Annotated in this window: 20 protein-coding genes and 2 tRNA genes; 9 read left to right on the top strand and 13 right to left on the bottom strand. The window is 66.0% G+C overall.

Going from position 1 to position 23,051, the window contains the following annotated elements; genetic code table 11:
• Positions 1–79 precede the first annotated feature (79 nt).
• The 5 genes from DF286_RS14365 to DF286_RS14345 all read left to right on the top strand — a co-directional run bounded on the left by DF286_RS14365 (position 80) and on the right by DF286_RS14345 (position 5,080).
• Positions 80–577, top strand: coding sequence for a Dps family protein (locus DF286_RS14365; RefSeq protein ID WP_109272368.1), 498 nt, complete (start codon positions 80–82; stop codon positions 575–577).
• Between the two features lie 87 nt (positions 578–664).
• The gene (locus DF286_RS14360) at positions 665–2,650 is read left to right on the top strand and encodes a tetratricopeptide repeat-containing sulfotransferase family protein (RefSeq protein WP_158274705.1); all 1,986 of its coding nucleotides are present in this window, start codon (positions 665–667) and stop codon (positions 2,648–2,650) included.
• 212 nt (positions 2,651–2,862) lie between these two features.
• Positions 2,863–4,470 carry a cisplatin damage response ATP-dependent DNA ligase gene (locus tag DF286_RS14355; RefSeq protein WP_109272366.1) on the top strand — a complete coding sequence of 536 codons (1,608 nt, stop codon included), beginning with the start codon at positions 2,863–2,865 and terminating at the stop codon, positions 4,468–4,470.
• 74 nt (positions 4,471–4,544) lie between these two features.
• Positions 4,545–4,793 carry a hypothetical protein gene (locus tag DF286_RS14350; protein WP_146193643.1) on the top strand — a complete coding sequence of 83 codons (249 nt, stop codon included), beginning with the start codon at positions 4,545–4,547 and terminating at the stop codon, positions 4,791–4,793.
• Positions 4,794–5,004: 211 nt separating this feature from the next.
• Positions 5,005–5,080 (top strand) — tRNA-Lys (locus DF286_RS14345).
• A gap of 211 nt (positions 5,081–5,291) precedes the next feature.
• On the opposite strand, the gene arsB is transcribed toward DF286_RS14345, so the two are convergent.
• The 8 genes from arsB to DF286_RS14305 all read right to left on the bottom strand — a co-directional run bounded on the left by arsB (position 5,292) and on the right by DF286_RS14305 (position 9,764).
• On the bottom strand, positions 5,292–6,362 hold the full coding sequence (gene arsB, locus DF286_RS14340; RefSeq protein ID WP_109272364.1) for an ACR3 family arsenite efflux transporter: 1,071 nt from the start codon (positions 6,360–6,362) through the stop codon (positions 5,292–5,294).
• A 3-nt stretch (positions 6,363–6,365) separates the two neighbouring features.
• Complete coding sequence (arsC, locus tag DF286_RS14335) at positions 6,366–6,800, bottom strand: arsenate reductase (glutaredoxin) (RefSeq protein ID WP_109272363.1); 435 nt, start codon at positions 6,798–6,800, stop codon at positions 6,366–6,368.
• Complete coding sequence (gene arsN2 / locus DF286_RS14330) at positions 6,797–7,237, bottom strand: arsenic resistance N-acetyltransferase ArsN2 (RefSeq protein WP_207790055.1); 441 nt, start codon at positions 7,235–7,237, stop codon at positions 6,797–6,799. The genes arsC and arsN2 overlap by 4 nt, the downstream gene beginning before the upstream one ends.
• Positions 7,225–7,728, bottom strand: coding sequence for an ArsI/CadI family heavy metal resistance metalloenzyme (locus tag DF286_RS14325; protein ID WP_109272362.1), 504 nt, complete (start codon positions 7,726–7,728; stop codon positions 7,225–7,227). The genes arsN2 and DF286_RS14325 overlap by 13 nt, the downstream gene beginning before the upstream one ends.
• Positions 7,725–8,075, bottom strand: coding sequence for an ArsR/SmtB family transcription factor (locus tag DF286_RS14320; protein WP_109272361.1), 351 nt, complete (start codon positions 8,073–8,075; stop codon positions 7,725–7,727). Before DF286_RS14320 ends, DF286_RS14325 begins: the two co-directional genes overlap by 4 nt.
• A 215-nt stretch (positions 8,076–8,290) precedes the next feature.
• Positions 8,291–8,497 (bottom strand): hypothetical protein, encoded by a 207-nt coding sequence (locus DF286_RS14315; protein WP_146193642.1) that lies wholly within the window; start codon positions 8,495–8,497, stop codon positions 8,291–8,293.
• Positions 8,498–8,561: 64 nt separating this feature from the next.
• Positions 8,562–9,176 carry a trimeric intracellular cation channel family protein gene (locus DF286_RS14310; RefSeq protein ID WP_243444897.1) on the bottom strand — a complete coding sequence of 205 codons (615 nt, stop codon included), beginning with the start codon at positions 9,174–9,176 and terminating at the stop codon, positions 8,562–8,564.
• A 63-nt stretch (positions 9,177–9,239) separates the two neighbouring features.
• Positions 9,240–9,764 (bottom strand): acyloxyacyl hydrolase, encoded by a 525-nt coding sequence (locus tag DF286_RS14305; RefSeq protein WP_109272358.1) that lies wholly within the window; start codon positions 9,762–9,764, stop codon positions 9,240–9,242.
• Between the two features lie 214 nt (positions 9,765–9,978).
• Here DF286_RS14305 and addA point away from each other — a divergent pair, with 214 nt between their 5' ends.
• Both addA and trxA read left to right on the top strand, forming a co-directional pair.
• Positions 9,979–13,416 carry a double-strand break repair helicase AddA gene (gene addA, locus DF286_RS14300; protein WP_109272357.1) on the top strand — a complete coding sequence of 1,146 codons (3,438 nt, stop codon included), beginning with the start codon at positions 9,979–9,981 and terminating at the stop codon, positions 13,414–13,416.
• A gap of 51 nt (positions 13,417–13,467) precedes the next feature.
• Positions 13,468–13,788: a thioredoxin TrxA gene (trxA, locus tag DF286_RS14295; RefSeq protein ID WP_109272356.1), complete on the top strand. Its 321-nt coding sequence runs from the start codon at positions 13,468–13,470 to the stop codon at positions 13,786–13,788.
• A gap of 101 nt (positions 13,789–13,889) precedes the next feature.
• Here trxA and DF286_RS14290 read toward each other — a convergent pair whose 3' ends face one another.
• Complete coding sequence (locus DF286_RS14290; RefSeq protein ID WP_109272355.1) at positions 13,890–14,333, bottom strand: GFA family protein; 444 nt, start codon at positions 14,331–14,333, stop codon at positions 13,890–13,892.
• 141 nt (positions 14,334–14,474) lie between these two features.
• Here DF286_RS14290 and secA point away from each other — a divergent pair, with 141 nt between their 5' ends.
• Positions 14,475–17,210, top strand: a complete 2,736-nt coding sequence (gene secA / locus DF286_RS14285; protein WP_109272354.1) for a preprotein translocase subunit SecA — start codon at positions 14,475–14,477, stop codon at positions 17,208–17,210.
• 108 nt (positions 17,211–17,318) lie between these two features.
• On the opposite strand, the gene DF286_RS14280 is transcribed toward secA, so the two are convergent.
• From DF286_RS14280 to DF286_RS14270, 3 genes are all read right to left on the bottom strand, one after another.
• Positions 17,319–17,930, bottom strand: a complete 612-nt coding sequence (locus DF286_RS14280) for a hemerythrin domain-containing protein (RefSeq protein ID WP_109272353.1) — start codon at positions 17,928–17,930, stop codon at positions 17,319–17,321.
• A 112-nt stretch (positions 17,931–18,042) separates the two neighbouring features.
• A tRNA-Asn gene (locus tag DF286_RS14275) sits at positions 18,043–18,117 on the bottom strand.
• Between the two features lie 68 nt (positions 18,118–18,185).
• Complete coding sequence (locus DF286_RS14270; protein WP_109272352.1) at positions 18,186–18,968, bottom strand: NAD kinase; 783 nt, start codon at positions 18,966–18,968, stop codon at positions 18,186–18,188.
• A gap of 147 nt (positions 18,969–19,115) precedes the next feature.
• On the opposite strand from DF286_RS14270, the gene DF286_RS14265 reads away from it, so the two are divergent.
• On the top strand, positions 19,116–21,131 hold the full coding sequence (locus DF286_RS14265) for a putative bifunctional diguanylate cyclase/phosphodiesterase (RefSeq protein ID WP_170303987.1): 2,016 nt from the start codon (positions 19,116–19,118) through the stop codon (positions 21,129–21,131).
• Here the strand turns inward: DF286_RS14265 and DF286_RS14260 are convergent, their stop codons facing one another.
• On the bottom strand, positions 21,132–23,039 hold the full coding sequence (locus DF286_RS14260) for a S9 family peptidase (RefSeq protein WP_109272350.1): 1,908 nt from the start codon (positions 23,037–23,039) through the stop codon (positions 21,132–21,134). It lies immediately after the preceding gene.
• Positions 23,040–23,051 lie beyond the last annotated feature (12 nt).

The raw sequence follows: 23,051 nt of genomic DNA, 5'->3' as shown, positions 1-23,051 counted from the left end.
GATCAGTGACAGTCCAGTTATTGATGGAGCAAATTAGTTCCTTCTTCGTTATAGAAGTAGTCAATCAAAGGAGGAGCTAATGGTCGCGACCCCGGCCGAATTGAAGACCCCGTCTGATCTGGAACGCAATGCGATCGGCACCGTCGCCGAGGCGCTCAACGCGATCCTGGCGGACAGCTATGCGCTCTACATCAAGAGCAAGAATTTCCACTGGCACGTCTCGGGCCCGCATTTCAGAGACTATCATCTGATGCTCGACGAGCAGGCCGCGCAGATCCTCGCCACCACCGATGCCATCGCTGAGCGCGTGCGCAAGATCGGATCGACGACGTTGCGCTCGATCGGCCATATCGCTCGCCTGAAGCGTATCGAAGACAATGACGCGGAGTTCGTCAGCGCCCCGGACATGCTGGCCGAGCTCCACCGCGACAATCTCGCGCTCGTCGAATCGCTACGCGAGGCCAAGGAAATCGTCGACAAGGCCGGGGACAACGGCACCTCGGGCATACTCGACGACTGGACGGACGAGGCGGAGGAGCGCGCCTGGTTCCTGTTCGCGACCGGCCAACGAGGCTGAAACCGGCCTTGCGCCTGCTTGGCCTTTAGGGAATCACTCCTGCAAAGCTCCCGCGTCGGGAGCGCCTCATACAGGAAGACCTCCCCATTGTCTGACGTAACGACCGCGCTCGACCGGGCTCTCCACCATCATCAGCGCGGCGATTTCGCGCAGGCGCGCGTCGACGGCGAAGCGGCGCTGGCCGATCGACCCGACGACGCCGCCCTCCTGCGGCTCCTGGGCGACAGTTGCTGCCGAAGCGGCGACCTCGGCAAGGGCGTGGAGTATCTTCGCCGGGCGCACGAGATCGCACCCGGCGACACTCGGATTCGCTTCGATCTTGCAAGCGCGTTGGTCGCGACGGGCGACCTGATGGCGGCCGAGGCGATTCTCGGAGTCGACCGCGCCCAGAGCCACGATGCGGATCTGCTGCGCCTTCGGGGATATATTCTGCAGGCCCAGGGCCGTCATGCCGAGGCGATCGACGCCTATGGCGACGCGGTGGCGCTCTATCCCGACGACTGGGAGACCTGGAACAATCTCGGCAATACCCTGCGCGCGGCAGGGGATCGCGAGACGGCCGTGGACGCCTTGACGCGCGCGGCGCGATTGCGGCCCGACATGGCGACCGTCCAGCTCAACCTCGGGGCCGCCCTCGTCGAGGCCGGCCGCCTCAAGGAAAGCGTCGGCGCCTACGAAGCCGCGGCCCGGCTCGCCCCGGATCATGCCGCGATCCAGTTCGAACTTGGCCGCCTGCTGAGGCACCTGGGACGCGATGCGGACGCCCTCGCTCCCCTGGCCCGCGCCGCCGAACTGGCGCCGGCTCACCTCGAGGCGCAACTTGAATGGGCCAGAACCCTGGTCAGCCTGGTGCGATTCGACGAGGCGGAAGCGGCCTATCTGCGTACGATCGAGACCCATCCCCAAGCCGTCGCCGCCTATCTGGAGCTTGGAATCGTGCTCGAGCGCGGCAACCGGCTAGACGCGCTCGCCGAGCTGCTCCGTCAAGCGGATGCCGAGGGCGTCACGTCCGAGGCGCTCACCTATCTGCGCGCCGTGGCGTTGCGGCGCGAAGGCAAGCTCGAGGAGGCGCTAGCCCTCGCCAAGACGGTGCCCGAGGGTGTCGAGCCCGTACGGCGGGCGCGCCTCATCGGCCGCCTCGCCGATGCCCTCGACGACACCGAGACCGCCTTCGCGGCCTTCGAGGAAATGAATCGGCTGACCTTGCGCGCCCATCCGGACGCTCGCCTGCGCGCCGCACAATATCGGCGGCAGGTTGCCTCGATCGCGGATCTGGTCAACGAGCGCTGGTACGCCAGCTGGCGCGCGGCCGAGCCGAGCCGGTCTCGCCCAGCCCCCGTCTTTCTCGTCGGTTTTCCTCGTTCCGGAACGACGCTGCTCGACACGCTGCTGATGGGGCACCCCGACGTCAGGGTGCTCGAGGAAGTGCCGCTGCTGGAGCAAGTGAAGACCGCTATGGGCGATTTCTCGCGCCTGCCAAGCCTTGAGACCGCCGCTGTCGATCGGTTGAGGGCGCTCTACTTCTCCGAACTCGACAAGCATGTTCCGGCAGGCGACGGCCTCGTCGTCGACAAGCTTCCGCTCAACCTCGTCGGCGCGCCGCTTATCCATCGGATATTCCCCGACGCCCGTTTCATATTCGCCCAGCGCCACCCGTGCGACGCGGTGTTGAGCTGCTTCATGCAGGATTTCCAGGTCAACGAGGCGATGGCGAGCTTCCTCGATCTCGGCGACGCTGCCGGTCTGTACGACGGCGTGATGGGCTTGTGGGGTAGGTGCACCCGTGTCTTCCCCCTCAGCGTCCACACTGTGCGCTACGAGCGGATCGTCGAGAAGGTGGAGCCCGAGATGCGCTCCCTGCTGACCTTTCTCGATCTGCCCTGGGATGACCGGATCCTGGATCACCAGGAGACCGCGGCGGGGCGGGGCCGGATCCTCGCGCCGAGCTACGACCAGGTGACGGAAGGCATCTACTCCGGCGCCAGCGGGCGCTGGGAGCGGTATCGTCACTCGATTGAGGGCATCTTGCCGGTGCTGCAGCCTTGGGCCGAGTCGATGGGCTATCGCATCTAACGAGCGCGGGCGACGGCGTCGCGGCTAGAAGATCAGGCTCAGCAATCCGCTGACGACCAGGAGGCCGATGATGGCCAGGATAATGACAATGCAGCCGATGGCTCTCAGCATCAGGCTCTCCTTCGTGCTGCTGGCTAAACACAGCTGAACCGTCGGCGTTCCGGCGCTGACGGGGTTGCACCCGGCGCTCGCGTCTGTTCGTTACGCCAGCGATGCGTGAATTCTCCCAGCTTCTAGATGGGCTCGTCTACACCCGCTCGCGCAACGCCAAGCTGAAGCTGATCGGCGATTATCTGAGACGGGTGCCGGACCCGGACCGCGGCTATGCGCTGGCCGCGCTCACCGGCGAGCTGGACCTGCCGGCGGTCAAGCCGGCGGTCGTTCGCGCCATCGCGGAGGAACGGGTCGATCCGGTGCTCCTTCATATGAGCCGCGACTATGTCGGCGACATGGCCGAGACGCTGTCGCTGCTCTGGCCGAAAGCGATCGACCAGCCCGCCGACCTGGACGACGGCACGCTACGCCTCGCCAATGTCGTCGAGCGGCTGGCGGGCCTGGGACGAGCGGAAGCGCCGGGCGCGCTCGCCCGCATGCTCGATCATCTCGATGCCAGCGGTCGCTATGCGCTGCTGAAGCTTGCCACCGGTGCCTTGCGCATCGGTGTTTCGGCACGCTTGGCCAAGCTCGCGCTCGCGCAGGCTTTCGACCTCGACGTCGATGCCGTGGAGGAGGTGTGGCACGGGATCGGCCCGCCCTATCTGCCGCTGTTCGCCTGGGCGGAGGGCAGGGGAGCCCAACCGACGGTAGAGAATGTCCCGGTGTTCCGCCCCTTCATGCTCGCCCATCCGTTGGAGGGCATCCGGTTGTCGGTGGACGAGTACGCCGCGGAATGGAAATGGGACGGCATTCGCGTCCAGATCGTTCGGGCGGGCGGCGAGACCCGCCTCTACAGCCGCGCCGGCGACGACATCACCGGGAGCTTTCCGGACGTTGCCGGCGCGTTCGACCGCGACGGCGCCGTCGACGGGGAACTGCTCGTCAAGGGCGAGGCGCAGGGCGCCGCCGCCCATGGCGGCGGGGCGGCGAGCTTCAACGCGCTCCAGCAGCGGCTGGGCCGCAAGGCCGTGTCGCAGAAGATGCTGAGCGACTATCCGGCCTTCGTCCGCCTCTACGATATTCTGATCGACGGCAGCGAGGACCTGCGGCCGCTGCCCTGGAGCGAGCGACGCGCACGGCTGGAGCATTTCGCGGCTACGCTGGATCCGGACCGATTCGACGTTTCCGCACTCATCGACGCTCCCTGCTTCGACGCGCTGGAGGCGATCCGGGGCGGCGCCCGCGACGCCGCCATCGAAGGCGTGATGCTGAAGCGCCGGGACAGCCCCTATATAGGCGGCCGGCGGGTCGGCCATTGGTACAAGTGGAAGCGCGATCCGCTCGTTGCCGACTGCGTGCTGATGTATGCCCAGCGCGGCAGCGGCAAGCGCTCGTCCTATTATTCCGACTACACGTTCGGCTGCTGGGCCGAGGACGGCGAGTTGCTTCCGGTCGGCAAGGCCTATTTCGGCTTCACCGACGAGGAACTGCTCTGGCTCGACCGCTTCGTCCGCAACAATACCGTCCAGCGCTTCGGCCCGGTGCGCGAGGTCGAGAAGAGCCTCGTTCTCGAGATCGCCTTCGATTCGATCCACGTCAGCCGGCGCCACAAATCGGGGCTCGCCATGCGCTTCCCGAGGATCAGCCGCATCCGCACCGACAAGCCCGCGGCAGAGGCGGATCGGCTCGAGGCTTTGCGGCGAATGGTTACCGACACGACATGAGTTGCGGAAAGATAGGCAGCGCGAACGGTTGGACAGACTCCGCGACGGCACCTGCCCGTCGCCAAGGAGGTGTCATGCTTAAAAGAACAACGGCCGCCCTGGCTTCCCTCTCTCTCGTCATGGCGACGGCGCCGGCGCTTGCCCAGTCCGTGCCGCAGCCGGCGACGGAAACCAGCCTCGGCTCCCAGGGAGAAAGCGCTCAGTTCGAGGGCGGCAACATCCTCGGCTATGCGCTGCTCGCCGCTTTCGGTGTCGCCAGCGTCTGGGCGCTGATCGAGATCATCGACGACGATGACGGCGACGACATCCCCGTCAGCCCCTAACCCGCGCGCAAACGAACCTCCCGCGCTCCGGGGAGCCCCGCGGGAGGTCTCGGCGCAACTTGCCTCTCCTCATCGCCCACGCCCGTCTTGCGAAAGACGCAGGCCACGCCATCTTCGCGATCAGCGACCCATTGCATCGCCGCATCGGCCATGCTAGCGGGCACGCCGCGCCGGGAACCGATCGCTCCCGAAGCGCATTGCCTTCAGGCATGGACGCATAGCTCAGTTGGTAGAGCAGCTGACTCTTAATCAGCGGGTCCTAGGTTCGAGCCCTAGTGCGTCCACCATTCTTTTCAGTCTCTTAGTGGATGTTCGCGCGGCGCCATTCCGACACCGCGCGATCCGCCATTCCGACAAAGTTGTCAGGCCTAGAGGCGCTCGACTTCCATCGGAGCGCTGATAGCGCCAGTCCGTCATCCTCGAGACGCCGCAGGTAACGGCGGAAGCCTGCCGGCGCACGATCTCGGACGTTTTGAGCAGGCCTCCGCGGGCCGAGTATCAGCTCGTCGCTGCTCCTTCGTCATACCAACGCCTGGTGCGCTTCACGAACGCCACCACTGAGAGCATCACCGGCACTTCGACGAGTACGCCCACAACGGTTGCCAGCGCCGCCCCCGACTTGAGGCCGAACAGGCTGATCGCGGCGGCGACGGCGAGCTCAAAAAAATTGGAGGCGCCGATCAGCGCGGCCGGAGCGGCCACGCACCAGGCCACGCCGAATCGTCGACTGAGCCAGTAGGCCAGGCCGGCATTGAAGTAGACCTGGATCAGGATCGGCGCGGCGAGAAGGAGGATCACCAGCGGCTGGTCGAGGATCTGCTCCCCCTGATAACCGAACAACAGCACCAGCGTCGTCAGGAGGGCGATCAGCGAAATCGGTCCCACCCGTTTCAACAGCCGATCCAACGCCTGTTGCCCGCCGCTGCGGAGATGCGCCCTGCGGAGGGCCTGAGCGATGATGACCGGCACGACGATATAGAGCACAACCGACAGCAGCAGGGTCTCCCACGGCACCGTGATGGACGCCACGCCGAGGAGGAGTCCCACCAGCGGCGCGAAGGCGAACACCATGATGAGGTCGTTCAGCGCGACCTGGCTCAGCGTATAGTGCGGCTCGCCCTCGCAAAGGTTGGACCAGACGAACACCATCGCGGTGCACGGCGCAGCGGCGAGCAGGATCAGGCCGGCGATATAGCTCTCGATCTGGTCGGCCGGCAGTAGCGGCCGGAACAGCCATCCGATGAAGAAGGTCCCGAGCAGCGCCATCGAGAAGGGCTTCACGGCCCAGTTGATGAAGAGCGTGACTCCGACGCCCCGCATATGCTGCCGCACCTGCCCCAGCGCCGCGAAGTCGATCTTGAGGAGCATGGGGATGATCATTAGCCAGATGAGCACGGCCACCGGCAGGTTCACTCGTGCGACTTCGGCGGAGGCGATGACGGCGAACAGGTCCGGTATCGCTGCACCCAGAGCAATGCCCGCGACGATGCACAGCGCCACCCAGAGCGACAGATACCGCTCGAAGGGCGACATGGCCGGCCGGGTGGCCGCGACAGCTTCGGTGGCCATGGCTTATTCCTTGCGGGCGCCGACGCGGCGGCCGCTTTCATTCACCACCACCTCGCCGTCTTCCTTCACGAAGTCGGTCTGGAGCGGCCGGTCGAGGACCGACAGGACTTCCTCGGACGGGCGGCAGAGCTTCACGCCTTTAGGACCCACCACGATCGGGCGGTTGATCAGGATCGGGTGCTCCATCATCGCGTCGATGATCTGGTCGTCCGTGAGCGAGGCGTCGCCGAGGTTCAGCTCCGCATAGGGCGTGCCCTTTTGACGCAGGAGGTCGCGAGGGCTGATGCCCATCCGCTCGACCAGCGACACCAACTCGGCGCGCGTAGGCGGCTCCTTCAGATATTCGATGACGGTGGGCTCGATGCCGGCGCTGCGGATCATCCCCAGCGTGTTGCGGGACGTGCCGCAGGACGGGTTGTGATAGATGGTGACGCTCACAGACGGTTCCTCGCGAGATCCAGTTTCATGAAGGTGGCCGATGCCGGGCACAGGTCGCGGAATTCCCGCGTTGTCCGAATGGCGGGAGGCGCCTCCTGCCGGGCGACAGGCTCGAAACCGATCGCGGCGAAGAAGGCTTCGGCGGTCGTCGTCAGAAGCCAGAGCCGCTCGATGCCGCTCTCGCTTGCCTCGACGAGCAGGGTCTCGACCACTCTTCTCCCGAGACCTTTGCCGCGCGCACCCAAAGGCACGACGAGCGAACGCAAAAGAGCGTCGCCGCCGAAGACCTCCAGGCCGACGAAGCTGGCGTGCGGTCCGTCCGACCAATAGAAGAATCGCCCGGCCTCGCGCACGTCATCATAAGGGAGGCCGGCCGCGTCCAGCGCGGACTCGAGCCGCGCCAGATCGCTATCGTCGAGCCGCGTCAGCCGCAGCACGAAGCTTCGGCCGGACGATCCTGCTTCGGCTCGCAGCAGGCGTCGCTCTTCGGAAGGGCGGGAGCGCAGCAGGTCGCCTCCGCCGCATTGGCGGAGATGGCCGACAGGTCGACATTGTCGCCATAGACGGTCGCATCGCCATTGGTGAAGAAGGCCTCCCAGACGACGCCCTGCGGGTCGGCGATCCAGCTCTTCTCCGATTTGGCATAGCAGCAGGTGGTGGCGCCCTCTTCGAGCACCGGTCGGTCGGCGGCCTTGAGACGACCGTAGACGTCCTTCAGCTCGTCCTGGCTCTCGACCTGGATGCCGAGGTGCTCGATGCCCTTATGCGCATTGCCGGAGGAGATGGCGAAGTTGACCCTCGGATCCTCCAGCATCCACTTGGCATAATCCGGCTTCACGACCGACGGCTCGGCGCCGAACAGGGTCGAATAGAAGCCGATGGACTGGTCGAGGTCGTTCACCCCGACATGGACGTGCAGACGCTTCATGCGGATTTCCTTTTCTGGATGGGAGCGGCTTCGGCGCCGCAGGCGGCGTCCGGGGCACAGGCGGCACCGGCGCAGCAATTCTCGGTGAGATAGCCGAGCAGCGCGTTCATCGCGGCGTAGTCGGCGGTGTAGATGAGCGACCGGCTCTGCCGCTCCTGTTTGATCAGGCCCGCCCGGTTGAGCTGGGCGAGGTGGAACGACAGCGACGAGTTGGGGACGCCCAAAGCCTCGGCGATCGCGCCGGCCGGCATACCCTCGTCGCCGGCCTGCACCAGCAGGCGGAACACCGCCAGCCGGTGCTCCTGCGCCAACGCGCCCAGGGCGGTGACGACGGCGGCCGAGTCCATCAGCGGAGCCTCCCCCAGCGAGGATCATCGCGGCGGAGCATTTCCAGCGGGAGGTTCCCCACCTCCCGATGGCAGCACAGCCGAAGCTGCTGGGAGGTTATCGTCAACACGCGCTCGACAAATTGCCTGAAGCTCCTCGACATCGCTCACTCCATCATTTCGATGAACATGGAAATATTCGAGTCGTTGGCACTCGTCAATACACATTTCGACAATTACGGAAATGTCGAAATCCCACAACGAATGTCCGCTTGTAGGCAACCCAAGAAACAATCGTCAGTGAGCCGCTGCTGCTGCGCCGGATCGAGGTGCTGCGCGGCCCGGCGGCGCTGCTCTACGGCGGCGGCCACGGGGATGAAAAAGAGGACGACAATAGCCATGAGCATGAGGAGAATGGCGATGTCCTCGTGGAGGATCGGCAACGCCAGCTGCTCCGTTGAGTCCATCCGACTTGCCCAATCAGCCGTTACCCAGATGCATGTCGTCTCAGGAACTCGACTCATCCTGCTCGGAGGAGGCGGCGACAGGGAGGCTCCAGCCGCGTCGGACCGCGATCAGGCGAATCCCGAAGCAAAGGGCGGCGGCCGCGATGGCAGTGGGAATAACCGCCCAATCCAGCAGATGGCCGATGACGACCAACGACGACCCGGCCAGCGCGGCAATCGCATAGAGATCCCTTTGAAGCACCGCCGGGGTCCGAGCGACGAGCAGGTCACGCATGATCCCTCCGCCGATGCCCGTCACCATGCCGAGCAGCGCCGCCATCATCGGGTTGAGGCCGAAGGCGAGCGCTTTCTCGGCCCCGGCGACCGCGAAGAGCGCGAGGCCCGCGGCGTCGAAGACCAGGATCGCTTTGCGCAGGCGGGATATAGGCGAGTACCAGAAAAAGATCGCCACCCCCGCCCCCATGGCGACCGCGAAATAGCGCCAGTCGTTGATCGCCGCCGGAGGCAGGGCACCGATCAGCAGATCTCTCGTGATCCCGCCCGCGCTGGATGCGACGAAGGACAGCGCCAGCACGCCAAAGAAGTCGAGCCTGTTCCTGACCCCCAGCATCGCCCCGCTGATCGCAAAGACGAAAGTCCCGGCGAGATCGAGCACGAGCAGGAGGTCGCGGAGCAGTCTCTCGTCGAGAACGAGGGGGTTGAGGGGCGGTTGCATGGGTCAGCGCAGGCGGTAGTTCAGCCGAATTCCGACGCTGTCCATGCCTGGATTCTGCCGGCTGAGCAGCTGCGCGTGGCTCAGATGAACCCAACTCGCCTCGACGGCCATGCGAACGCTGATCTGGTAGCCGAGGCTAAGCTCGGGCTCGAACAGCACACGCGAGCCGAGATCGGTTCTCCGCCCGTCTTCTACGCCATCGTCGCTGCGCATATGAACGGCGATGCCGATGCCGGGCCGGAGGAACAGACGGCCCCCGATCCTCCAGCTGACCCCGGCCGCCGCATAATGGGTGTCGCCGCCGCTATGGAGAGAGCCGAACAGATAAGGGGAGGGGGCGCCGATGAAGCTCAAGGCCCCAATGCGCTCGCCGCGCCAGCCGAGTTGGAAGTCGGCGCCTCCCTCGCGGCCGCCGTGCGTCAGCGGGGAATCGATGTCGTGCGCCAGGACGCCGCCATAGACTTCCGCTGCCTGAGCCGGGCCGCTCGCCATCATCGCCATCCCGGCAAACAGGAACACCATCCGCATCGCGCTCTCCTCAGCGACTACCCTATGGCCCGAGCATCACATGATCCTGGTACCACCAATTTCGCATTGTCGTCGATCCGAATGCTCGCGCGCGCAGGTAACCGTGAGGTTCGGCAATAGCCCATGAAACCTGTCGTTCGTCACGCGCTGGCATTGAGGCGTGGCGCGGGCGCAAATCGCTCCTTATGCTCGGCCGGGATGCGGGGTTGTTCGATTGCCTAAGCGTTTGAAGCCTCTGGCGCGCCTGGCGGGCGATCAGCTTCGTGCGTCGTCGCCGCGCGACCATGCGGCGCTGTCCGCCTCGGCCGGCACCGGCAAGACGCATGTGCTGACCGCCCGGGTGCTGCGGCTGCTGCTTTCGGGCGTCGATCCGGCCTCCATCCTCTGCCTCACCTTCACCAAGGCCGGCGCCGCCGAGATGGCGCATCGCATCCACGAGCGGCTCGCTTATTGGGTGCGGCTGAAGGATGCGGCGCTCGCCGTCGAGTTGGCCGCGCTCGGCGAACCGGTCGGGCCCGAGATGCGCGAGCGGGCCCGCACCCTGTTCGCGCGCGTGCTCGACGCGCCGGGGGGCGGGCTGCGCATCCAGACCATCCACGCCTTCGCCCAGAGTCTGCTCGCCGCCTTTCCGTCGGAAGCAGGGCTCGTCCCCGGCTTCCGGCCGCTCGAAGGCCGGGAAGAGCAGTTGCTGGCCCGCCAGACCTTGGCCGACCTGCTCGTCCGCGCCGAGCGGGAAGGGGACCAGCCGCTGGTGCGCGACCTGCAGGCGCTCAGCCATCGCCTTGGCGAGGGCGGCGCCGAGGCCTTCCTGATGGAATGCGCGCGCGCGCCGGCCGCGATGGAGACGCTGGGCCCGCGCGAGGGAGTCGAGGCACGCCTTCGCCACGTCTTCGCTCTGCCCCTCGGCGACATAGACGAGGCCATCGCCACGGCCTGCGGCGACGACGTCTTTGACCGAAAAACGGTCGACGCGATTGCCGCCGCCAATCGTGCCTGGGGCACGTCGACCGGGCTCAACTGCTGCGACGTCATCTCCGGCTGGCTGTCCGGAGACGGGGCGGGGCGGGCCGCCGGTCTCGCCGATCTCGCCGCCATCGTAATCAAGAAGGACGGCGAGCCGCGATCGATCTCGGCGGGTCTCCTCAAGGCCGATCCCGATTATGCGGACCATGCCGCGCGGCTCGTCGAATGCTGCCGCGCGCTGCTCGCCATGCGCGCGGCGGCCGGGCTCGTCGCCCTGTTCGCCGCGGGCCTTCGGGCGGGCCAGACCTTCGCCCGCGCTTATGGAGAAGCGAAGCGCGCCCAGGGCGTGGTCGATTTCGACGATCTCATCCGGACGGCCGAGCGCCTGCTGCTCGAGCCCGGAATGGGCGACTGGGTGCGCTACAAGCTCGATCAGGCCACCGACCATATCCTCGTCGACGAAGCGCAGGATACAAATCACAGCCAGTGGAACATCGTTCGTGCGCTGGCGCTCGAATATTTCGCCGGCGAGGGGGCGCGGGGTGGCGGCGCGGACGAGCCCTCCGGCCACCGCACCATCTTCACCGTCGGCGACTATAAGCAGGCGATCTTCGGCTTCCAGGGCACCGACCCCGGTTCGTTCGAGATCGCCCGCGAATGGTTCGTCCGCCAGGCCTCTGCCATCGACCGCGACTTCCTCGACCTGTCGATGGATCGCAGCTTCCGCTCCTCGCCGCCTGTCCTGACGGTCGTCGACCGTTTCATCGCCGATCAGGGCCACGGGGCGCTGGGGCTGCCCCGCCGGCCCAACCCCCATGAAAGCCACCACGCGACCCGCCCCGGCTCGGTCATCCTGTGGCAGCCTTATTCCGACGAGATCGCCGAAGCTTCGGACGAAGCCGGGGAGGAGGGATGGGTCAGCGACACCGTCCGCCGCTACGCCGGGAAGCTCGCGAGGCAGATCCGCCACTGGCTCGATCACCCCTTCGAGCTCGGCGAGGCCGGCAACAAGCGCCCGGTTCGTCCGGAGGATATCCTCATCCTCGTCCGACGGCGCTCGACCCTGGTCTCGCTCATCGTCGCCCGCCTTCATGCGGAGGGCGTGCCGGTCGCCGGCGTCGACCGGCTGCTCCTGTCGGCCCCGCTCGCCGTTCAGGACCTGCTGGCCGCCGCCCGCTTCGCCGCCCAGCCCTTGGACGACCTCAATCTCGCCTCGCTGTTGGTATCGCCGCTGCTTGGCTGGAGTCAGGAGCAGTTGTTCGAGGTTGCGCACAAGCGCGAAGGATCGCTCTGGTCCGCGCTTCCCCAGGGCTGCGAAGCGCGTAAGCAGCTCGGCGAACTCCTCGCCATGGCGGACTATGCGACGCCGCATCAGTTCCTGGAGACGATTCTCTCCGGGGCAATGCAGGGCCGCCGCCGCCTGCTGGAGCGGCTCGGTCCGGAAGCTCGCGATCCGATCGAGGAGCTGCTTTCGCTCACCCTCGAATTCGAGACGACCAACATCCCCTCGCTCCAGCGCTTCCTCGATTGGTTCGCGAGGGGAGACGTCGAGATCGTCCGCGATCCCTCCGCACCTTTGGACGCGGTGCGGGTGATGACCGTCCATGGCTCGAAGGGGCTGCAGGCGCCGGTCGTCATCCTGGCGGACTCATGTGTCGATCCGAACCGGTCGCCGGGCAAGACGGCCGAGCTGACGTTGGAGGAGGGGCTGCCGCCACTGCCCGTCTTCCGGCCGCGCAAGGACGAGCTGACGGAGCCGCTGAAGAGCCAGATCGAGGCTCAGGATGCGCTGGATCGACAGGAGCATTGGCGCCTCCTCTATGTCGCCCTGACGCGCGCGGAGGAGCGGCTCTATGTGGGAGGAGCCTTGGGCCCGGCCGACCGCAACGGACCGCCCCAGGCGAGCTGGTACGCCGCGCTCCAGACCTCCTTCGATGGCCTTGGCTGCTTATGGGAAGACGAGCCCCACTGGGGCCGCGCCCGCCGCTTTGGGGACCCGGAGACACCGGCCCGGGCGGCTCCCACCCGTCGTCCTCCCGAGCGTGGCGCGGACGGGCCCGAGTGGCTTCATCGCCCGGCACCCGTCGAAGCCCGCCCGCCGCGACCGCTGGCGCCGTCATCACTGGGGGAGGACGATGTTCCCAATCCGCCTCCGACGCCGGAGATGCGGGCCGCCGCGGACCGGGGCAGGCTGCTTCACCAGCTTTTCGAGCGCCTGCCGGCGGTCGACCCGGGCGAGCGCGAGCCTGTGGCGGACAGCTGGCTGACCCGGTCCGCCGGCATCGCCGATTCGGCGCTGAGGAAGGCTCTGGTCGAGGACGCCTGCGCCATCATTTCCGATCCGCGCTTCGCGGACATTTTCGGCCAAGAAGCGCTGGCCGAGGCCCCGATCGCGGCTGTCACTCCCGATGGCTCGGTCGTCACCGGCACCGTCGACCGATTGCTCGTCAGCGACGGGCGCGTCCGCGTGATCGATTTCAAGACGGGGAGGATGGTGCCAGCGTCGTCCGCCGACATCCCCAAGCCGCATCTGCGCCAGATGGCTGCCTATGTCGCCGCGCTGGAGATCATCTTCCCCGGCCACGAGGTCGAGGCGGCCCTGCTCTATACCGCGGGGCCGAAGCTTCATCCGCTGCCCGCCGCCTTGCTCGACGCCTTCAGGCCCGACCCCGTGCTTACCCCCGGTTGAGCCGGCGCCATCGGTATCCTACATCCTTCTCAAAGCTTTCAGGAGATTATCATGGCCACCAAGACCGTCACCGACGCTTCCTTCCAGTCCGATGTGCTGGGCGCGTCCGAGCCCGTGCTCGTCGATTTCTGGGCGGAATGGTGCGGCCCGTGCCGGATGATCGCGCCGGCGCTGGAAGAGATCAGCAACGAGATGGACGGCAAGGTCACCGTCGCCAAATTGAACATCGACGAGAATCCCGACGCTCCCGCCAAATATGGCGTGCGCGGCATCCCGACGATGATCCTGTTCAAGAACGGCCAGCCCGCCGCCACCAAGGTCGGCGCCGCCCCGAAGGGCGCGCTGCAGAGCTGGCTCGAAGGGCAGCTTTAGGCACCGTCGTCATTGCGAGGAGCGTAGCGACGGGGCAATCCAGCGGGCGCAAGAGCTGGATTGCTTCGCTGCGCTCGCAATGACGAGATCGGTCTCGTCCGCTAGTGCGTCGGCTTGGTCCCTCCGAGCCCTCTCGTATCCCGCCTGAACTCTGCATGGCGCGGCAGTTCGTCGGCGGTCTCGAACCAGGCGACCTTGCTCGCGTAGAATATGTGAAAGCCGGGCTCCACCGTGTCCGGCTCGTCCAAGGTGGCGACGCTGAAGTCGATCGTCTCGGGCTGATGGTCCACCTGCATGGCGAAGGGCGTGCCGCATTCGCCGCAGAAGAGGCGGTGGCCGAAATCGCTCGACTTGAACCGTCTCACCTTGTCGGCGCCCGCGGTGAAGACGAGGTCGCCGGCCGGCACGCTGGCGAAGACCATGGCCGGCGCGCCTGACGTCAGGCGGCAGATGCGGCAATGGCACCATCCGGCGTCGAAGGGCGCGCTCTTCAGTTCGTAGCGCACCGCGCCGCACGCGCATCCGCCCTGTCGAGCCGCGTTCATGGCCCATCGCTATGCCTCGCGCGCGGGCCCGTCAATTGACTTGGAGGGAGGCGGACCCTACATCGCCGACGATATTTTTAGCGGGGGTCGGCGGCCTTTTGTCGCCTCGCGCGCCCACGCATTCTAACGACAGGAACGCCCATGTTTGGCGGATTTGCCAAAGCCATTTTCGGATCGTCGAACGACCGATACGTCCGCTCCCTCCAGAAGATCGTCGACCGCATCAACGGGTTCGAGCCTGCCATCTCGGCCATGACCGACGAGGAATTGCGGGGGCAGACCGCACTCTTTCGCCAGCGCCTCGCCGACGGGCAGCCGCTCGACGATATCCTTCCGGAGGCGTTCGCCACGGTGCGCGAGGCGGCCAAGCGGACGCTCGGGCAGCGCCATTATGACGTTCAGATGATCGGCGGCATCGTCCTCCATCGCGGCTCGATCGCCGAGATGCGGACGGGTGAAGGCAAGACGCTCGTCGCGACGCTCGCCACCTATCTGAACGCGCTCGAAGGCAAGGGCGTCCACGTCGTCACGGTCAACGACTATCTGGCCCGTCGCGACGCCGACTGGATGGGACAGGTCTACCGCTTCCTGGGGCTCACCGTCGGCGTCATCGTCCCCAACCTCACCGATCAGCAGCGCCGGGCGGCTTACGCGGCCGACATCACCTACGGCACCAACAACGAATTCGGCTTCGATTACCTCCGAGACAATATGAAATACGACCGCGCGCAGATGGTGCAGCGGCCGTTCAACTTCGCCATCGTCGACGAGGTGGACTCGATCCTGATCGACGAAGCGCGCACGCCGCTTATCATTTCGGGCCCGACCGACGACAAGTCTGAGCTCTACATGTCGGTCGACGCGATCGTGAAGCAGCTCGTCCCCGAAGATTACGAGGTGGATGAAAAGCAGAAGTCGGTCGTCCTGACCGAGGACGGGACCGAGAAGATCGAGCGTCTGTTCGAGAATGCGGGCGTTCTCGTCGGCAGCAACCTCTACGACTATGAGAACACCCAGGTCGTCCAGCACCTGAACCAGGCGCTGAAAGCCAACGTCATCTTCAAGCGCGACATCGACTATATCGTCAAGAACGACAAGGTCGTCATCATCGACGAGTTCACCGGTCGTATGATGGACGGTCGGCGCTGGTCGGACGGCCTTCACCAGGCGGTCGAGGCCAAGGAAGGCGTGAAGATCGAGCCGGAGAACCAGACGCTCGCCTCGATCACCTTCCAGAACTATTTCCGCATGTATCCGAAACTCTCGGGCATGACCGGCACGGCGCTCACCGAGGCGCCGGAATTCTACGACATCTACAAGATGAACGTCGTCACCATTCCGACCAACCTGCCGGTGCAGCGGATCGACGAGGACGACGAATTCTACAAGAACCAGAACGACAAGTTCGCCGCCATCGCCAAGGCGATCAAGGAGAAGCAGGAGAGCGGCCAGCCCGTGCTGGTCGGCACGGTCTCCATCGAGAAATCGGAGCTTCTGTCGGAGTTTCTCAAACGCGAAGGCGTTCGCCACGAGGTGCTGAACGCCCGCTATCACGAGCAGGAAGCGCATATCGTCGCCCAGGCCGGCGCGATGGGAGCGGTCACGATCGCCACCAACATGGCGGGCCGCGGGACGGACATCCAGCTCGGCGGCAATGTCGACTTCCGTATCGAGGACGAGCTTGCAGACGTTCCCGAGGGACCGGAGCGCGACGCGGCGATCGCCAAGATCAAGGAAGAGGTCGCCGTCCAGAAGCAGCGCGTGCTGGAGGCGGGCGGCCTGTTCGTCCTCGGCACCGAGCGGCACGAAAGCCGCCGCATCGACAACCAGCTGCGCGGCCGCTCGGGCCGCCAGGGCGATCCGGGCCTCAGCCGTTTCTACCTCAGCCTCGACGACGACCTGCTGCGCATCTTCGGGCCGCAGACCATGTTCGCGCGGCTGATGAACAAGAATCTGGAGGACGGCGAGGCGATCGTCAGTCCCTGGATCTCCAAGGCGATTGAGACCGCCCAGAAGAAGGTCGAGGCACGCAACTACGACATCCGCAAGCAGGTCGTCGAATATGACGACGTCATGAACGACCAGCGCAAGGTCATCTACGAGCAGCGCGCCGACATCATGGACGCCGACACCGTGGGCGACGTCGTGGAGGATATGCGCGTCGAGACGGTCAACGCCATCGTCGGCGAAGCCTGCCCGCCCAACTCCTATCCGGAGCAGTGGGATATCGAGCATCTCAAATCCCGCGTGGGCGAGATTTTCGGCCTGACCCTGCCGATCGACGATTGGCTGAAGGAAGAGTCGGTCGATCCGGAAATGCTGGTCGACCGCATCCGCGCCGCCACCGACGCGCAGATTGCCGACAAGACCGCGTCACTGGCGCCGGAAACCTACATCCAGATCGAAAAGAGCATCCTCCTCCAGTCGCTCGACCATCACTGGAAGGAGCATCTGGCGATGCTGGATGCGCTGCGGCAGGTGATTCACCTGCGCGCCTATGCCCAGAAGAAGCCGATCGACGAATATAAGCATGAGGCGTTCCAGCAGTTCGAGCGGATGCTGGGCGCGATCCGCGAGGACGTGACGCGGACGCTCGCTTTCGCGCAGTTCACCTTCCAGCAGCCGGACCTGCCGGAAATGCCGGACTTCGTGACCCAGCATATCGATCCGTTTACCGGCGAGGACGACAGCGCCGATCTCGACGCGGCCACGGGCAATGTCCTCTCCCGCCTGCCGCCGCTCCAGGTGCCGCGGCCGGAGATGCCCGACGGCGGCGGCGATACGGCCGTGGCCGAAATCGTCCCGCCCGCCAGCCGCAACGCTCCCTGCCCGTGCGGATCGGGCCGCAAATACAAGCACTGCCACGGCGCGCTGTAACCGGCGTCCACCTAACCGTCATTGCGAGCGGAGCGAAGCAATCCAGTCCACGCCGGACTGGATTGCTTCGTCGCTTCGCGCTTCGCAACGACGAGTTCGCGCGCCAGTTCAGGCGTGCTTGAACCCTTCCTTGTTCATCATCGCGGTGAGCTTGCTGTTCTCCTCGTCGGAGAGCTGTGAGCGGAAGGGCGGGAAGATCGTCTGTTCTTCCTCGCGCATATGCTCTTCGATCTCGGTGCGGAATTCCCGGACCTTCGCCATCCAGGCGGAGCTGTCGTTCGGCATCGTCTCCAGCTCGTAGAGATAGGCCTTCACCATGCCGTGGTCGGAGTTGAGATGGTCGGCCTGGCCGCCATGGCCCGCTTGCCGCAGCGCCGGGTAGATCACCATCTCCTCCTGAATGGCGTGCTTGCTGAGCGCGTATTTGAGCTTGCTGAGGAGATGGGAGCGCATCGTCGTCTGGCTGTCGTCCGTGCCTTCTATCTTGTCGAAGATGGCGAGCGCCATTTCGTGCTCCATCTTCAGCGCCTCGAACCAGTCGCCCGCAGTGACGTTGCCGAACTGCATGAACAGCTTGCGTCCGGCATTCGCCGCCAGCCCCACGGCGGCACCCGCCACCGCCGCGCCGACCAGCACGCCGGTATTGCCGTTGCCCCAGTTGAATGCGCTTTTGTGCGGCTTGCTTTCGCCGGTCGGTCTTGCTCGCGTCTTGGTCGCCATTGGCCTTCTCCTCCTGATCCAGGAAGATGGAATGGCTGGCGAGGCGGACCGGTTCCGGCGTTCGCCCCGAAGGGCGATCCACTCGGCGAAATTGGTGCGGCGAAAAGAGAAGTGGCTCCCCGGGACGGATTCGAACCATCGACCAACCGGTTAACAGCCGGTTGCTCTACCGCTGAGCTACCGGGGAGCAGCCCCTTCGGGCAGGCGGGCCTATAGCAGCCCCTTTTCGCGGCTGGCAAGCACCTCAAATCACTTTCAGACGGCGAACTGCTCCATCGAGATACGTTCGTCGAGCGCATGCTCGGGATCGAACAGCAAACTGAGGGCACGGCTGCGGTCGACGGTGACCTCGACGGTGGCGACTTCGCGCACCTCCATCTGGTCCGCGACCGCCGATACGGGGCGCTTTTCCGGATCGAGGATTCGGAAGGAAACCTTGAGGTCGTCGGGCAGGATCGCTCCGCGCCAGCGCCGGGGGCGGAACGGGCTGATCGGCGTCAGCGCCATCAATTTCGAGGCCAGCGGCAGGATCGGGCCGTAGGCGGAGAGATTATAGGCGGTGGAACCGGCCGGCGTCGCCACCAGCACGCCGTCGCAGACCAGCTCCGGCAGGACCACGCGCCCGTTCACCGACACTTCGATCCAGGCCGTCTGCCGCGTTTCGCGCAGCAGCGAGACCTCGTTGATGGCGGGGTTGGTGAGCGTCTCGCCCTTGACGGTCGTCGCCACCATTCTCAGCGGCGCGACCGAGAAGAGCTTGGCGTTGCCGACACGCTCGCGCAGCCGGTCGAGGCGCCACTCGTTCATCAGGAAGCCGACGGTGCCGCGATTCATCCCGAAGACCGGGCAGAGCTTCTCGCGGTGGAGCATCTCGTGCAGTGTCTGGAGCAGGAAGCCGTCGCCGCCGAGCGCGACGACCAAATCCGCCTCGGCCAGCGGCACGAACTCGTAGCGCTTGCGCAGCATGCGCTCCGCCGCCTGCGCTACCGGGGTCGGCGAGGCGACAAGCGCCATGGGCTGGTCGGCAAGATCCTGCATCGCCGTCCTTGCTACGGACCTTGCCGGCGCCGGGCAAGGCGATCGGTGTCCCAGAACGAGTCGCTCGGGGAAACGCGATTGGCGGAACGCCGGCGTGACGGTAGACAATGGAGGTGGGCGCCATCGCCAGGAAGGATGCGAAACACCATGACCGCTGGCGGACCGGCAGCCCTGTTCATCCTTTCGTTTCGTCACCGAGATGAGCTGACGAAATTGGCGGAGGGCGCAGGCTGGCATCCGATCGCCGCCCGTCGCCTCGCCAATGTCGAGCAGCGCTTCATCGGCTCCAGTGCGGCGGTCGCGGTTGTCGACGCCCGCGGCGCCTTGAGCGACGGGCAGGAGGCGGCGCGCAGGCTCGGCGATACCGTCGAGGCGAATGCCGGCGCGCTGCTGGTGCTGCTGTCGCGCAACGATGGTGCGGCGCTCGACCAATTTCATGCCGATGGCGCCACCCATTTCCTGATCAGTCCTTTCAGTGAGCAGCAGTTCGTCAAGGCGGTGCAGTTCGCCGCCCGCCATGCCGAGCGGGTCGGCGGCGGTTACCGGCGCCGCGCCGGCGACGACGGGCAGACGCGGCAGGAATCCTGGCGGTGGCAGGCCGGCTCGCCCACCGTCCAGCTCAGTCCGGCGCTGGCGCGTCAGGCCGGCCTCGGCGAGGATCCGGGACGACGCATCAGCCTGATGGAGCTGTTTCGCAAGCTGGACCCCGAGGGCCGCAAAGCCGCGCGCGGCGCGGTCGGCCGAGCCATGGAGACCGGGCGGTCCACCGCGTTCGCCCATCTCGATCGGCAAAGCGGAGCCCGTCTGGCGCACCATCTCCGCGTGGATCGGGACGCCGGCGAGATAGTCGGCCACACCGAGACGCTACATCCGCCGAGCGACGGCGCCTTTCAGTCGCGCGATCCGATCACCGGCCTGGGCGACGCGCACGCTGCCCGGGCCTGGATCGATGACCGGTTGATGCACGGCGTGGGATTGGTTGCGGTGCTGCTGGCGGTCAGCCGCTTCGATGCGATCAACGCCGCCTTCGGCCGGGCCACCGGCGACGCCGTTCTCCAGGCCGCCGGCCGCAGGATCGAGCGGCTGGCAGGCGGCGATGACCGGCCGCGCTTCGTGGCCCGCCTGGCCGGTGCGGAGTTCGCCGTGCTGCTCGCGGGATCGGCCGACCAGGCGCGGCTTTTCGCGGGCGCGCTGGTCGAATCGCTCGCCCGGCCTTTTCTGTCGGGCGATCATGTCGTCACGCTGGGCAGCCGGGTAGGCGTCGCGGCGTCGGTTTCGGGGGACGATGCGGCCGCACTGCTTCGCCGCGCCAGCGCCGCTCTCGCCGAGGCCAAAGGAGCCGAGACGGGCGCGATCCGCCTGTTCGAATCCGCTGGGAGCGGCGATGCCATCGACGACGAGCGGCTTGAGGTCGACCTTCGCCGCGCGCTGGACCAGGACGAGATCGATATCGTCTTCCAGCCCCAGCTGTCTGTCACCAGCGGCGAAATCGTCGGTGCCGAAGCGCTGGCGAGGTGGCGGCACCCGACCTTGGGACAATTGGGCGCGGCGACGCTCTTCAACGTCGCCGAGCGATCCGATTATCTCGTGCAGCTGTCGGACCATGTGCAGAAGAAGGCCGTTGAGCTTGCCGCCGCCTGGCCCGAGACGCTCTCCGGCCTTCGCCTCGCCGTCAACATCACCGCCGCCGACATCGTTCGCCCCGGCTTTGCGGCGCAGTTCGTCGCCATGGTGGGGGAGAGCGGCTTTGATCCCCACCGCCTCACCGTCGAGGTGACCGAGAGCGGGCTGATCGAGGATCTCAGCGCCGCCGCCACCTTGCTCGCCGGCCTTCGCGAAGGCGGCCTTCGCGTCGCCATTGACGATTTCGGCACGGGCTACTCCAGCCTCGCCTATCTGAAAGCGCTGCCGCTCGATTATCTCAAGATCGACAAGCGCCTGTCGCAGGACATAGCCGGATCGCCCCGCGACCGGATCGTGGTGCGCGGGGTGATCGACATGGCCCGATCGCTCGGCCTCGACGTGATCGCCGAAGGCGTCGAGACGGAGGAGCAGCTGGGCCTGCTCGCCGAGGAGGGCTGCACCCTCTACCAGGGCTATCTCTGCTCGCCCCCGGTAGCCCTCGACGAGCTTGCCGATATCGTGACGCGCCGGCGTCGGTGACTATCTGAGATGCGAGTCGAGGAACTTGAGATAGGCCTCTGAGGCGTCGATCCGGTTCTGCTTCCGCAAGAAACCGTGGCCCTCATCGGGGAACACCACATATTCCACCGGCACGTCGTTCGCCTTTACCGCAGCCACCAGCTCGTCGCTCTCCACCTGCAGCACGCGCGGGTCGTTCGCGCCCTGGATAACCAGCAACGGCTTTTGGATGTTCTTGGCGTGGAACAGCGGCGAGATCGCCCGGTGCCGCTCCGCGTCGGTCGCGGGATCGCCCATTTCGTCATAGAGCGCCTCGCGGAAGGCGCCCCACCAGGGCGGGATCGATTCGAGCGTCCGCACCCAGTTGGTCACGCCGAAGATGTCGATGCCGAGATCGAACGCCTGCGGCTCGAAGGCGAGGGCGGCGGCGACCATATAGCCGCCATAGGACCCGCCGATGATCCCGATGTCGTCGTTCGATACCCAATCGAGCGACTGGAGGAAGCCCTTGGAGGCGACGACGTCCTTCAGGTCGACGTCGCCATGCTTCTTGTCGTCCATATGGAAGAAGGTCTTGCCGTAGCCCGAGGAGCCGCGGTTGTTGATCGCGTAGACGGCATAGCCGTGGTTCACGAGATGCTGGATGGTCGCGCTGTAGCCCCGCCGGCTCTGCCCGCCCGGCCCGCCATGGACCCAGACGAGGGCCGGCACGGGGTTTGAAGCGCTGGCTTCCCTCGGCTTATAGAGAATGCCGGGGACTTCGAGGCCGTCATAGCTTTTGAATCGGGCGACGGTCGCTTCGACGAGCTGCTTCTCGTCGATCGCCGGATTGAGCGCCGTCGTCAGTCGTCGCGCCGTGCCTGTGGCCAGATCGGCGACGAAAATGTCCGCCGGCGACGTGTCCGACGCTACCGTGAAAGCGACCATCGTCTCGTCGCGATTGAAGCGCACGCCTCCGATGTCGCCGTCCGGAATGCCGGTGAGGGTCACGGCCTTGCCCTCGCGGTCCTGGATGGTGAGATCGGTCGACCCATCATTGTTGAGCGCGGAGACGCGGTAACGGCCCGACGGCGAGAAGGAGACGTACATGACGTCCCAGTCCGCCTCGATCGCCGGCGCCTTCTCCCCCGAAGCCAAGTCGTAGCGCCACGCCTGGTTCCACTCACCCGCTTCGTTGGTCGCGTAGACGAGCGAGCGGCTGTCCGGCGTGAAATCATAGACGCCGTAGCTGACATTGCCCTGGTGCTGCGTGATGTGCTTGGGCTCGGGCGACGTCGCCTTGAGGTCGACGAGATAGAGGTCGTTGTCGGCGCTCGTCCGTTCCTTCACCAGCGCCACATAGCGTCCATCGCGCGAGATGCCGCCGACGCTATAGCCTTCATTCTGGAAGACGAGGCGCCGCTCATAATCGTCCGCGTCATAGGCATAGATGTCGAACATCTCCGGGTTGCGCTCGTTGGTCGTGACCCAGAAGGTCTCGCCGTCCGCGCTCCAGCCGATGAAGTCCGCCTTCACCTTCTCCCCCGGCGTCAGATCGCGAACGCTGCCGTCGGCGGCGCGGACATAAACATGGTCGAGTTCGTTGCCGCCCTTGTCGGCGGTGAACAGCACCCGGTCGTCTGTGGGGAAATAGCTGGCGGCAAAGGTCGCATTGTCGGTCGAATGGCTGACAGCCGCCGGCTCTCCGCCCGCCACGGGAAGGGCATAGACATTGAAGACGCCGGAGGCGTCGCTGCTGATCAGGATCGACTTGCCGTCGGCGGAAAAGCCATAGCCGGCGGGCGAGGCCATGTTGAAGCTGGTGGTGTTGTAAAAGACCTCGGCCGAATAGCGGACCGGCTGGGCGGCGGTCTCCGCGAGGGACGGTGCGGCCCCGAGCGCCAGGCTGGTCGAAGCAAGCAGAATCGCGGGCGCCTTCAAATATCTCATCAAACCCTCCCC

Source organism: Sphingosinicella humi (genome assembly GCF_003129465.1).
GTDB classification, from domain to species: domain Bacteria; phylum Pseudomonadota; class Alphaproteobacteria; order Sphingomonadales; family Sphingomonadaceae; genus Allosphingosinicella; species Allosphingosinicella humi.
The sequence above is the reverse complement of the archived record's forward strand: the minus strand, read 5'-3'. Positions and strand labels throughout refer to the sequence as shown.